Source organism: Flavisericum labens (assembly GCF_045446075.1).
Lineage (GTDB): Bacteria > Bacteroidota > Bacteroidia > Flavobacteriales > Flavobacteriaceae > Flavisericum > Flavisericum labens.
This window is the reverse complement of the sequence record NZ_JBJJBQ010000004.1, coordinates 125,071-137,394: the sequence shown is the minus strand read 5'-3', so window position 1 is coordinate 137,394 and position 12,324 is coordinate 125,071. Positions and strand designations below refer to the sequence as shown.

The window sequence follows — 12,324 nt, the reverse complement described above, 5'->3', positions numbered from 1 at the left end:
ATGAAGCGTAAAGTATTATTGCCGACCGACTTTTCCAAAAATGCATGGCAAGCTATAGGTTATGCTTTAAAATTATTCGTAAAGGAGCATTGCGACTTTTATGTTTTAAATTCATTTTCGGTGGTTGGCCATGCTATAAAGGGTTTAATTAGTACCGAACCAGGAAGCGAATTGTATGAAACAGCCAAATTGGAGTCGGAAAACGGCTTGGCCAGGGTATTAGACATGTTGGCTTTTAGAGACTATGGTAACCCAAAACATCATTTTGAAACGGTTTCAGTTAATGCGCACGCTGTTGATGCTATTAAAAATGTGGTAGAAGAAAAAGACATCGATTTGATTGTTATGGGAACCAAGGGTAAAACCGCATCAAAATCAAGAATATTTGGTGGTGTGGCCATTATGGTTATGGAAAAAGTTAGGAATTGTCCAGTAATAGTCGTGCCAGAGTTGGCAAAGCATAACTTGCCAAAAGAAATTGTATTCCCAACAAGTTATAAAACCCATTTAAAAAGAAAAGAGCTTGACTATTTAATTGATTTGACTAATCATTGTAATGCTGCCATTAGGGTGCTGCACATTTCAGAAGAAAATAAATTGAGTGATCAGCAACTTAGTAATAAAGCGCTTTTAAAAGAATATTTTAATCGTGTTCCTCATACCTTCCATACAATTAGTAACACAGAAATACCAACAGCTATAAACTGTTTTGTAGAAAGCAGAGATAGCGATATGGTCGCTTTTATAAATAAAAAGCACAGCTTTTTTGAAAGTATATTAACAAATCCTTTGGCAAAGAAAATGGGGGGAGACTCTAAAGTGCCCTTGCTGGTAATGCATGACCTAAGAAATTGATTTTTTCAATTTCAGACTTATTTTTAAATATTTAAATACCGATTATGAAACCCAGTACTATTGATATTATTAAGTCTTCAGGTGAAAAGGTAAAGTTTTCTCTAGGTAAGTTAAAGGCCTCCTTAAAACGTACAAGTGCAGACGAAACAACGGTTAACCAGATTATTGATAAAGTTAGAGAAGAATTGTATCAAGGCATATCTACCAAAGAAATCTATAATAGGGCATTTGCATTACTAAAAAAGAAAAAAAGTTACCTAGCCTCAAAGTATAAGCTTAAAAAAGCGATTTATGAGTTGGGCCCTACCGGATTTCCTTTTGAGCGTTTTGTAAGTGCTATTTTAAAATACTCTGGTTATAACACGCAGGTAGGTCAAATTTTGCAGGGTCAATGCGTAGCGCACGAAGTAGATGTTGTTGCCCATAAAAATAACGAGACTACAGTTATAGAATGTAAATTTCACAATGAAGAAGGTTTAAAGTGCAATGTAAAAATTCCACTTTATATAAATTCACGTTACACGGACATTAAAGCGCAATGGCAAACTAATCCAGAAAATGAATCGACGCTAACAAAGGGGTGGGTGGTTACCAATACCCGTTTTACTGAAGATGCCATTAAGTATGGAAGTTGTGCTAATCTATACTTGCTTAGTTGGGATTACCCAGAAAATGATGGTCTAAAAGACCGCATTGATCGCTTAGGCCTTTACCCAATTACAGTTTCTACTTTGCTAACAAATAGAGAAAAACAATTTCTATTAAGTAGGGAAGTTGTACTGTGCAGAGAATTGATAGGTGATGTTTTTTATTTAGATCATCTTGGGGTTTCAGAAACTAGAAAAGAAAAAATTTTGAATGAAATAAAAATGCTATGCAATAGCTAAAACCCATGGACAATTTTTGTAAAATAAACTTTCTAGGTGCTTCGGGAGTTGTAACGGGCTCTAAATTTCTTATTGAAACTTCAGAGAAAAACATATTAATAGATTGTGGAATGTTTCAAGGTTTAAAGCAACTAAGAGAGCTTAACTGGGAAGATTTACCCGTTGATGTTGAGGCCATTGATGTTGTATTGCTAACACATGGCCATTTGGACCATGTTGGTTATTTGCCTCGATTGCTAAAGCAAGGTTTTACAGGAAAAATAATGGGAACAGCCCCTACATTGGCCATTGCAGAAATTATTTTAAAAGATAGTGCCAAAATACATGAAGAAGAAGCCAAAAAAGCAAATGATGAGAAATACACCAAACACAACCCAGCATTGCCTTTCTATACTAAGTTTGAAGCTGAAAAAACTATAGGCCAGTTTCAAGTGGAAATGCCAGATAAATGGATAGCTATATCCAAGAACATATCCTGTCGTTTTCAGTATAATGGTCATATAATAGGGGCTACATTTATTGAATTGGATATTATCGGAAAACGATTTGTGTTCTCGGGCGATATTGGCAGAAAGGATGATTATTTACTCGATGACCCCAAAAAACCAGAATGGGCAGATTTTTTGTTTTTAGAAAGCACTTATGGGAACAAACTGCATCCGCAAGAAGACATTGAAGACATATTATCTCGACTTGTAAAAGAAACTATTATTAAAAAAGGAAATCTCATTATCCCAAGTTTTGCAGTAGAACGTTTACAGACCCTCATGTACCTCCTTTGGAATCTTTACAAGAAAAATAAAATTCCGAATATCCCCATATTTATTGACAGCCCTATGGGCAATAATGTTTTAGAGGTTTTCCAACGTTACCCAAAGTGGCACAAACTGTCAATGGCAGATTACAAAGCCATGTGCAACCATGTAAATATTGTGCAATCTTATCGAGAAACATGGGAAACGATTGACGACAAGCGTTCCAAAATAATAATAGCTGGAAGTGGCATGGTAACTGGTGGTCGTGTGCTTACTTATTTGCAGCAGCTTATTGATGAGCCCTCCACTAACGTTTTGTTAGTTGGTTATCAAGCCGAAGGCACCAGAGGACGGCAGTTGCAAGAGGGGGCTCACGAAATTAGGTTTTTTGGAAAATATTACCCCGTTAAAGCAACCATCCACAGTATTGAAAGTCTTTCGGCACATGCCGATCAAAATGACCTTATGGATTGGTTGCAGAACATAAAAAATATTCCGGAAACGGTTTTCTTGGTTCATGGAGAGCCAAATGCTTTAGATGCTTTTAGGCTTAAGCTAACAGATACCTATAATTGGCAGGTTAAAATCCCTAAATTATCAGACGTAGAAAAAGTGATTTTATGATGTGAAAAACACTAAAAATATTTTTAAGTAACTGATATATATCATTGTATGTTACTTTTTGAATTAATACATTATACTTGAAAAAATTTAGTTTAACCCAAAATGTACGATGTTATGAAAACACTAACAAAACACAGAAAACGTAATAGGTTGTCTCCATTTGAGAACCAATTACCAACACCGTGGAACACTAATATTTTAAAACCATGGGGAAGTAGACTATTTAACTCAAGATTAAATAAATTAATGGAGTTTGATGATATTTTTAATGATGACTTTTTAGAAGAAGACAGTATGATGCCGGCAATGAATATTCAGGAACATGAAAAAGACTTTGTAATTGAGTTTGCCGCGCCTAGTTTTAATAAGTCGGACTTTGAGGTTTTTATTAAAGACGATGTGCTTCATGTTTGTGCACAAAAAGAAACAGAGGAAGAAGAGGAAAATGAAAATGGATATTCTCGCAAGGAATTCAACTATCAATCCTTTGAAAAATCTATTGTTCTTCCGCCGACTGTAGATTTAAACCAAGAATTGAAAGCCGTTTATAAAAATGGTGTCCTAAAACTTAAACTACTTAAAAAAGAAGAGTCGTTAGAAAAAGAAACTCCTAAAAAAGTAATTGAGGTAGAATAAAGGTTGATTAAAGCAGAAGGTGCTTTGCGCTCACGGTGCTTTCTGCTTTTCATGAATTTTAAGCAGATAAATATGAAAACGAAAGAAATTAACATAAAATACCAACCATGGTTAAGCGCAGAAATTATGCATAATGATTCGCTTAAGTGGTTATCTGAATTGAATTTTATTAAAGATGAACAATTGTTTTTTGATGATTTGGTCAAATCATACACACTCCAACTTATAGATTCTTCACACTTTTCAGAAAGTAAAAAAATAGTAGCACGTTTAAGTGATTCACAAAGGGAAACCGAAACTTTATTAAAAGAAGTGTTGAAACATGAAAAAGAATTGAAAGTTATGGTTGATGGCAAGGACCAATTGGAAAAAGAGGATGCTTATAAAAACGAGCACGTAGAACTTATAACTAAAGTAACTAGGTTTACAGAAAACTACAGGATGTTAAAATCACAATTATTCGAACTTGTAAAAAATATTATAAAAGAGGGTAAACAAAGACGGTTGCTTCAATAAAAAATATAATGAAACTATTTAAATTCATAATTGTTATAATATTTCTATCAGGCTGTTCAACAACGGAACTAGTTGAAAACTGGAAAAATCCAGATATAGATTCATATAGTCCCAATAAGGTTTTGTTGGTAGGTATGACTTCTAATTCTAATGCTAGAAAGCAGTTTGAAAATTATTTGAAAACAGAATTTACGGAGAGGGGAATAGAATCTGTAACGAGTCTTGAATTTTTTGACGACTCATTTTCTACAAAAGAGAAAACAGAGGAAAATCTTAAAAAATTAGAAAACAAGCTTCTGTCTAATGGTTTTGACACCATTTTATTTACAAAAGTAATTGGTGTAGAAGACGTAATCGCGTATAAGGAAAATTATGATGGCTATGATGAAACATATAAAAGGTTTAGTGAAGATTATTTAAAATATCAAGATGCATATTATAACCCCGATTATTACAATGAATACACGGTTTATCATGCTGAAACTTCAATGTATTGTATCTGTCCAACAAAAGATAGGGAACTTATATGGAAAGGCTATATTGATATTGTAGACCCAAAATCGATAAACGAGACTATCAACAATTACGTTAATCTTGTTATGGCTGTTTTAGAAGACCAGCAACTTATTAGTCCAAAAGTATTGAACACCCCAAAAACGGATCACGCTATTTAGCCTTAATTTAAAGGTAAATAGGGTATAGGTTATGGTTTGCAAAAATGAAATTAACTAAGCTATAATGTAAAAATAAAAACTAAGAGTATTATTTGCCTAAAAAGATTAACAATACAGTGAAGCGACTGTTATTTCTTGTGCGTTTTGTATTTACCAGGGCTAATGCCAATTCGCTGAGAAAAAGTTGAGGTAAAATGCTGAAGTGAAGAAAAGCCACAAGCATAGGCTATGTCAGACATGCTCGATTCGTCTTTCATAATCATATCAATGGCCTTTTCTATTTTTAGGTTGATTATAAAACTGTTAGGCGGATAGCCAGTTAGGTTTTTTACTTCGTAAGTAAACTTGGTTTTTCCCATTCCAAATTTGTAAGCAAGATCGTCAATTATCCATTTTTTGTTCAAATCTTTCATAACAAGTTGAGTAAGGTTGTCTATGAAGTTGTTCTCCTCATATATTTTTTGCTTTCTAAATGACAGGTTTCTATGTAGGTCAATAAAGAAGTTCTCAATAATATTTCTAACCATTATTTCAAAGCCAGGTTCTTGATTGAGTAATTCATTTTCAAGCTCAACAAAGTATTTTTTAAAAAGTTTTGCTTTTTCAATCACCAAATTATCATCATCAGCAATCATTGCCCCTAAACTTTCTTGAAGCTTACTGGAAAGTTTTGTCCAAGACCCTAAATCGAGTGGGCTGTTCTTTGTATATTTTTTAGGCTTGATGACAATCCAGTTTATTTGCCCAATATCCATTTTTCCCGTTGGGCTTCCGTTAAGTTGCCATGGTGCCGTAACACACAAATTATCAGGTAATAATTCTACTTCTCTATCATCTACAACCCATTTATACTTACCACTATTTACAAAATGAATTTCAATTCCGTCATTAAAATGCGGACGCATGGTTTCATCCAATTGTACTTTTGAAAACTTCATACTACCAAACTGAATAATGAAAGGCAGATTTTCTAAAGGTCCAGGATTGTCTTTGTGCCACCAAATGCCAGGTTTGCTCATTTTATTATTTGTTTTACACGCACTAAAAGTGGTTTTTTCTTGATAAAAAATTAGTTTGAAAAGGGTTAAGTTTTATGCGATGATAATCAAAAAAATCTATTTAACAAAAGAGAATTTATAAAATTGACCATCGCATAAAATTAATATAATTAAAATGTAAAAATGTTAATTTTATGTTTAAATAATTACCACTTCTACATTCTATAATGTGTGGTGAAAATTTTCATATTCAACTAAACAAAAAACTATGTTAAACATTGCTATACTAGGTCTTGGAGAGGGGCGTAGCACTATGTCGGCCGCCTTAGAGAGTAAGAAATTAGAACTAGTAAAGGTGTGCGATTTAAGCGAAGAACTTTGTAGATTACGCGCTAAAGAATTCGGTTTTAACAAATGGACTACTAATTACCACGATATTTTAGGAGATGATTCAATAGATATAGTTGCTATTTATACTCCAGATCATCTGCATGCCGAGCATGTTAAGCAGGCCTTAATACATGGTAAACATGTTGTTTGCACAAAACCTTTTATTGACGATTTGGCAAATGCCAGAGAGCTTTTAGATTTATCCAATAAAGTAGACAAAAAGGTTTTTATTGGTCAGAGTTCACGTTTTTCAGAACCTATGAAACGCCAAAGAAAGGATTTTGATAAAGGTGATATAGGTGATTTAATAACGGTTGAAGCTCATTATCATGCAGATAATCGCTGGTTTTTAAAGAAAGATTGGGCGTTGTTAAATTCATTTAAATGGCTTTATGGAGGATTGAGTCACCCAGTGGATTTCGTACGGTGGTATTTAAAGGATATTGAAGAGGTAATGGGATATGGTATGATTAGCCAAACTGGAAGCCAAGCGGGGTTGAAAAATGAGGATACTATGCATTTTATCTTCAAGGCTAAAAACGGACATATAGCAAGAGTTAGTGGGGTATATTCATCACCAACCCAACCAACAAAGCGTGATAGTCCATTGAGTTGTATTTTACGAGGAACACTCGGCGCAAGTCAAGCCGATTACCATGAGCTGCGCTATTCGCTTACTTCAAAGGATGGGGAAGAAAAAATAGTGTACTGGGGCGACGAAAAACTTAAATATTACTACCGTTTTGAAGGGCAATCTCATCATGCCGGTGAATACCAAAATTATCTAGAGTATTTTGTTGACAGCATTGAGCAAAACTATACAGCTTATCCTAATATGGAGGAAGGGATAGGTACTGTCGCTTTATTGCAGGCTATGGAAAGAAGTTTGGAAACCGGAAAGCCCGTTAAAATTGCCGATATCAATTTAGAATACGGCTTATAATGATGGTCTTTATAAAATTGACCGACGCTTAAAAATAACATTGTTTTTGGGTTAAATTGCAAATATTAGCTGATTGTAACAATGGGCACGAATTATTTCGTCCGTTTTGCACCAATTTAGGTGTGATTTTGTTTCAAAAACCATTTTTTTCAACTGTAATTTATTAAATTACTTAGCTTGTTTTTTAACAAGGTTCATGTTGAACGAAATAAAAACCAACTGACTATAATTTTTAGGCATTAGAATGAGGATAAATAACAATTTTAAGTTAACCATTTACCTGTTTCTTTTATCTGTTGCTTTTTCAAGCAGCGCACAAGAAATATGGGTTAGTAACAACGGAATAGATACTAATTCCGGATCCAAGGAAAGTCCAGTTGCTACTGTAAATATGGCTTTGAGGAAAGCCAGGAATATGCGAAGGCTAAATAGCCCTAAAATAACTAACGGTATCCGCATTGTTTTAAAGGGCGGTAATTACAATCTTGAAGAGCCTATTTTTATTAGACCGGAAGATTCAGGAACTGCCACAAGCCCAACAACTATTGAGGCAGATGGTAATGCCTTGGTGGTAATAAATGGAGGGGTAGAAATCACTGGCTGGAAAAAAGCAAGTCAGGTAAGTGGTTTAAATCCAGAAGTGGTTTGGGTGGCCGATGCCCCCAAAAAAGCAGGTAATCTTTTGGATTTTAGACAGCTTTGGGTAAACGAGAAGAAGGCTACAAGAGCAAAAAGCACTTCGGGTGATAAAATGGACCGGATTTTGTCATGGGATAAAACATCTCAAACCTGTTGGATTCCCTTTAAAGATAAATCGGTAAACTTCGAACCAGGAATGGAAATGTTCATTCAGCAGTGGTGGGCTATTGCCAATCTTAGGATTAAAGATATGGAGGTTAAAGGCGATAGCGCAAAACTCTATTTCCATCAGCCTGAAAGTCGTATTCAAAGTGAGCACCCTTGGCCAGCGCCATGGATTTCAGAAAAAACAGGTAATTCAGCGTTTTATTTAAATAATGCCAAATCGCTTTTAAATGAACCAGGGGAATGGTATTTGGATAAAGAAAAGGCCAAGATTTACTATTATCCACAAAATGGAGAAAAATTACGTTCGGTCAAAATAGTAGCTCCCGTTTTGGAATCTTTGGTAGAAATTAAAGGAACCGTTGATTACCCCGTTAGTCATGTGAATTTTAAAGGTATTTCGTTTCAGTACAGTAATTGGTTGCGCCCATCTCAACAAGGACATGTTCCCATTCAGGCAGGCATGTACCTTTTAGATGCCTATAAGTTGAAAACTCCCGGAACACCTGATAAAGCAGGACTTGAAAACCAAGCTTGGATAGGAAGGCCTCGAGCAGCCGTCGAAGTGAATTTTGCTAATAACCTTCGTTTTCAAAACTGTAAATTTCAGTATTTATCGTCAACCGGTTTAGATTTAAATAAAGGCACAAGCAACAACTTGGTTCAAGGGAATTTGTTTAAAGATATTGGGGGGAGCGCCATAAATATTGGGGTGTTTTCAGAAGAAGCATTTGAAACCCATTTGCCTTATAACCCTAAAGATGTTCGGGAGGTTTGTACAAACGAAACTATTGTGGATAACCTTATTACTGATGTTACCAATGAAGACTGGGGATGTGTTGGTATTAGTGCTGGGTTTGTAAAAAATATTATGATTGCCCACAATGAAATTTCCGAAGTGTCCTATACGGGAATTGGGTTAGGCTGGGGATGGACCAAATCCATAAATGCCATGTCGGGCAATAAAGTCATTGCCAACAATATTCACCATTACGGAAAGCATTTGTATGATACAGCCGGTATTTATACGCTATCAGCTCAACCAGGAAGTGTTATAAAGGAAAATGTAATTGACAGCATTTATTTTAATCCTTATGCACACGACCCGTACCATTGGTTTTATTTGTACACCGACGAAGGGTCGGCATATTTTACGGTAAAAGATAATTGGGTTCCAGCTGAAAAGTTTTTGCAAAATGCTAATGGACCTAATAACTTATGGACAAACAACAACGCTTTTGTAAATGATTCTATAAAGCAAAATGCAGGAATTCGTAGTCCGTACAAAAACCTTTTAAAAGAAATGGTTGTAGATAGCGATTGGCCTATGGAGGAGGTGCCACATTTTGCAGCGGTAGAATTAATTGGTAAAGGTTTCGATTCAGTTGAAATAAAAAAGATTGCAAAAACTAATGGTGTTATTGATGCGCAGCTATATCAATGGAAAAACCACACTGTTTTATATGCCAAATTGAATCATATCGAGCATTTAAAAAACGAATTGGCTCTCGTATATCCAAAAGCTAAAATAAAGATTTACAATACTCCTATTTATAATTACAGTAAATCTGAAAGATGTGAAGATAACCAACTAGCTAGTGAGTGGGAGCACATACTTTTAACGGCAAATTTGGTAGAAGACAAAAATTTACAAAACGAATATTTGCAATACCACCAAACTCAATTTGAAGAGTGGCCCGAGGTAGCTCAAGGCTTCTGTAACGCCAATTTCCAGCAATTACAGGTGTTTAAAAATGGTAGGCAACTCATGTTGGTAATCAGTATTCCTAAAGGAGAAAACTTAGATAAATTAAATCCAAAAACAACGGAGAATAACCCACGTGTTAACGATTGGAATGCGTTAATGCAAAAATATCAAACAGGAATTGAAGGAACGAATCCTGACGAAACCTGGGTCTTTTTAGACAAATTAAACTAAATGAAGCAAACTAACCATCAGTTTTATGACTTTCTAGATTTTAACACCGACCTTTCTTTAGAAGAAGGCGTTTCAAAACTTTGGAAAGCATGTAAGCCCACCGATATTTCTATATCGGGCTTGGGTGTGGTGTTGACGGTGCCATTCCAATGCCAATTATTATCCAACGAAATTACACCAGATGAAAGTGTACCGCGAAAGGATTTTTACCTTTTTGTTAGGGCGTTTAGCGATAAGATTCTAAGAGTAAGTATAGGCTTTGAAAAGGAAATAGAAGAAACATCTCCTATGATTGAGATGGCCAACGATATTAAAGAAATGAAATTGAATATCGAGAAGCTTGAAAGTGAATGGAAAGTTAAAGATTCTAACGGAGTAACACGAGCAATTTTCGATTTATCAAATCCTGAAATTGATTATTGGAGCGATTTGTTGCCTAGTCCTGAAGAGTCTATGCAAGCCACATTTTACCCTGATGGAAAAAAAGAAATAAAAGTAAGTACATACGATCAATTTTTTCCTGGTAGAATGGATGCTATGTGTTTATCGTTTGTAGAGCAACACGGTAAACCCAGTAAAGCTTCCATTTCATTTCATGCCAAACCTGATGAAAAATTTGTTGGTACGGGAGAACGCTTTAGTAAAATGGATTTGTCTGGTAACACCTTTCAAATGAAAAACCAGGACGGGCAAGGTGTAAATAACAAGCGGACTTACAAAAACATTCCGTTTTATTTGTCCAGTGAAATGTACGGTCTGTTTTTGCACACGTCTACTTATTGTAAGTTTTCAATGGCCGATTTTTCAACCAGGTCGGTTCAATTGCTAACAGAAGAACCAGTACTTGATATGTTTTTAATTGGAGATGATACTCCAGATAAAATTATTCATCAATATAAAAAAATTACAGGGTTCCCTACGATGCCACCACTTTGGAGTTATGGCATTTGGATGAGTAGAATGACATACTTTTCAGAAGAAGAAGTGAATACCATTTGCGATAGATTACGAGAGGAAGATTACCCTTGCGATGTAATTCATTTAGATACAGGCTGGTTTAAAACGGATTGGTTGTGTGAATGGAAATTTAATGCTGAACGTTTTCCAGACCCTAAAAGTTTTGTTTCAAACTTAAAGAAAAATGGATATCGCGTAAGTTTATGGCAAATGCCTTATATATCTGAGGATGCCGAACAGTACGAAGAAGCCAAAGCAAATAACTATATCGGAAAATTAAATGCTGAAGTAATGGGCGGTGGTTCTAATTTTAGTAATCTAGATTATGCAGGAAGCATTGATTTCACCTATCCGAAGGCCGTAGAATGGTATAAGGGTTTATTGCGAGAACTTCTGGAAATGGGTGTAACTTGTATAAAGACGGACTTTGGTGAAGAAATTCATTTGGATGCCAATTACTACAATATGTCGCCAGAGAAACTCAACAATCTTTATGCTTTATTATATCAAAAAGCTGCATTTGAAGTAACAAAAGAAGTCACTGGCGATGGTATCATTTGGGCTCGTGCTGGATGGAGTGGTTGCCAACGTTACCCTATACATTGGGGAGGCGATGCCGCAGCTTCATGGGATGGTATGGCCGGGTCGTTAAAAGGAGGCTTGCATTTAGGCTTATCTGGCTTTGGTTTTTGGAGCCATGATATACCAGGTTTTCATGGTGTGCCTAATTTTATGAATTCTGTAATTCCAGACGATTTATATGTGCGATGGACCCAATTTGGGGTTTTCACCTCGCATATCCGCTATCATGGCACTTCTAAACGCGAGCCGTATTATTACCCAAATATTGCTCCAATAGTTAGAAAATGGTGGAAACTTCGCTATGCATTGCTTCCATATATTTTAAAGGAAAGTGAAAAAACAATATCTTCAGGTTTTCCGGTTATCCGGGCTTTGTTAATGCATTACCCTAAAGATAAAATGGCATGGCATATCGATGATCAATATTGTTTTGGTGATGACTTTTTGGTAGCCCCTATGATGAATTCAGAAAACAAAAGAGACGTTTATTTACCCGAGGGCAATTGGGTTAACTTTTTTACAGGTGAAAAAACCAAAGGAGGCCAATGGCTAAGCAATTTTGAAGCAGCGATGAAAGACATGCCTGTTTGGATAGTTGAAGGTGCTGAAATTCCTCTTTATCCAGAGCACGTTAATTGTACAGACGATATGGATTTAGAAAAAACAATAATATTGAAAATAGACCATAATTTTAAAGGAATCTGGGAACATTTAGGTTTCATAAATTAGAATACCAATTATATTATTAACTAAAAACTAATAAA

General features: G+C 35.3%; 10 protein-coding genes. 9 read left to right on the top strand and 1 reads right to left on the bottom strand.

Features of this window, described 5'->3' with window-relative positions:
- The 6 genes from ACIEHO_RS08735 to ACIEHO_RS08710 all read left to right on the top strand — a co-directional run bounded on the left by ACIEHO_RS08735 (nucleotide 1) and on the right by ACIEHO_RS08710 (nucleotide 4,947).
- A complete protein-coding gene (locus ACIEHO_RS08735) occupies nucleotides 1-855 on the top strand; it encodes a universal stress protein (RefSeq protein WP_406970740.1) in 855 nt (284 codons plus the stop codon).
- Between the two features lie 44 nt (nucleotides 856-899).
- Nucleotides 900-1,742: an ATP cone domain-containing protein gene (locus ACIEHO_RS08730; protein ID WP_406970738.1), complete on the top strand. Its 843-nt coding sequence runs from the start codon at nucleotides 900-902 to the stop codon at nucleotides 1,740-1,742.
- A 5-nt stretch (nucleotides 1,743-1,747) separates the two neighbouring features.
- Nucleotides 1,748-3,121 carry an MBL fold metallo-hydrolase RNA specificity domain-containing protein gene (locus tag ACIEHO_RS08725; RefSeq protein ID WP_406970736.1) on the top strand — a complete coding sequence of 458 codons (1,374 nt, stop codon included), beginning with the start codon at nucleotides 1,748-1,750 and terminating at the stop codon, nucleotides 3,119-3,121.
- A gap of 114 nt (nucleotides 3,122-3,235) precedes the next feature.
- Nucleotides 3,236-3,757: an Hsp20/alpha crystallin family protein gene (locus ACIEHO_RS08720; protein WP_406970734.1), complete on the top strand. Its 522-nt coding sequence runs from the start codon at nucleotides 3,236-3,238 to the stop codon at nucleotides 3,755-3,757.
- A 72-nt stretch (nucleotides 3,758-3,829) separates the two neighbouring features.
- Nucleotides 3,830-4,273 (top strand): hypothetical protein, encoded by a 444-nt coding sequence (locus tag ACIEHO_RS08715; RefSeq protein WP_406970732.1) that lies wholly within the window; start codon nucleotides 3,830-3,832, stop codon nucleotides 4,271-4,273.
- An 8-nt stretch (nucleotides 4,274-4,281) separates the two neighbouring features.
- Nucleotides 4,282-4,947, top strand: a complete 666-nt coding sequence (locus tag ACIEHO_RS08710; RefSeq protein ID WP_406970730.1) for a hypothetical protein — start codon at nucleotides 4,282-4,284, stop codon at nucleotides 4,945-4,947.
- 128 nt (nucleotides 4,948-5,075) lie between these two features.
- On the opposite strand, the gene ACIEHO_RS08705 is transcribed toward ACIEHO_RS08710, so the two are convergent.
- Nucleotides 5,076-5,966, bottom strand: a complete 891-nt coding sequence (locus ACIEHO_RS08705) for a helix-turn-helix domain-containing protein (RefSeq protein WP_406970728.1) — start codon at nucleotides 5,964-5,966, stop codon at nucleotides 5,076-5,078.
- Between the two features lie 247 nt (nucleotides 5,967-6,213).
- Here ACIEHO_RS08705 and ACIEHO_RS08700 point away from each other — a divergent pair, with 247 nt between their 5' ends.
- The 3 genes from ACIEHO_RS08700 to ACIEHO_RS08690 all read left to right on the top strand — a co-directional run bounded on the left by ACIEHO_RS08700 (nucleotide 6,214) and on the right by ACIEHO_RS08690 (nucleotide 12,289).
- The gene (locus ACIEHO_RS08700; protein WP_406970726.1) at nucleotides 6,214-7,278 is read left to right on the top strand and encodes a Gfo/Idh/MocA family protein; all 1,065 of its coding nucleotides are present in this window, start codon (nucleotides 6,214-6,216) and stop codon (nucleotides 7,276-7,278) included.
- Nucleotides 7,279-7,522: 244 nt separating this feature from the next.
- A complete protein-coding gene (locus ACIEHO_RS08695) occupies nucleotides 7,523-10,021 on the top strand; it encodes an L-rhamnose mutarotase (RefSeq protein WP_406970724.1) in 2,499 nt (832 codons plus the stop codon).
- On the top strand, nucleotides 10,022-12,289 hold the full coding sequence (locus ACIEHO_RS08690) for a glycoside hydrolase family 31 protein (protein WP_406970722.1): 2,268 nt from the start codon (nucleotides 10,022-10,024) through the stop codon (nucleotides 12,287-12,289).
- The last annotated feature ends 35 nt before the right edge of the window (nucleotides 12,290-12,324 follow it).

What these genes read in the sequence shown, in the direction of transcription:
- ACIEHO_RS08705 (WP_406970728.1), bottom strand. Translation starts at nt 5,966, where the DNA reads ATGAGCAAACCTGGCATTTGGTGGCACAAAGACAATCCTGGACCTTTA.
- ACIEHO_RS08690 (WP_406970722.1), top strand. Translation starts at nt 10,022, where the DNA reads ATGAAGCAAACTAACCATCAGTTTTATGACTTTCTAGATTTTAACACC.
- ACIEHO_RS08735 (WP_406970740.1), top strand. Translation starts at nt 1, where the DNA reads ATGAAGCGTAAAGTATTATTGCCGACCGACTTTTCCAAAAATGCATGG.
- ACIEHO_RS08715 (WP_406970732.1), top strand. Translation starts at nt 3,830, where the DNA reads ATGAAAACGAAAGAAATTAACATAAAATACCAACCATGGTTAAGCGCA.
- ACIEHO_RS08730 (WP_406970738.1), top strand. Translation starts at nt 900, where the DNA reads ATGAAACCCAGTACTATTGATATTATTAAGTCTTCAGGTGAAAAGGTA.
- ACIEHO_RS08695 (WP_406970724.1), top strand. Translation starts at nt 7,523, where the DNA reads ATGAGGATAAATAACAATTTTAAGTTAACCATTTACCTGTTTCTTTTA.
- ACIEHO_RS08710 (WP_406970730.1), top strand. Translation starts at nt 4,282, where the DNA reads ATGAAACTATTTAAATTCATAATTGTTATAATATTTCTATCAGGCTGT.
- ACIEHO_RS08720 (WP_406970734.1), top strand. Translation starts at nt 3,236, where the DNA reads ATGAAAACACTAACAAAACACAGAAAACGTAATAGGTTGTCTCCATTT.
- ACIEHO_RS08725 (WP_406970736.1), top strand. Translation starts at nt 1,748, where the DNA reads ATGGACAATTTTTGTAAAATAAACTTTCTAGGTGCTTCGGGAGTTGTA.
- ACIEHO_RS08700 (WP_406970726.1), top strand. Translation starts at nt 6,214, where the DNA reads ATGTTAAACATTGCTATACTAGGTCTTGGAGAGGGGCGTAGCACTATG.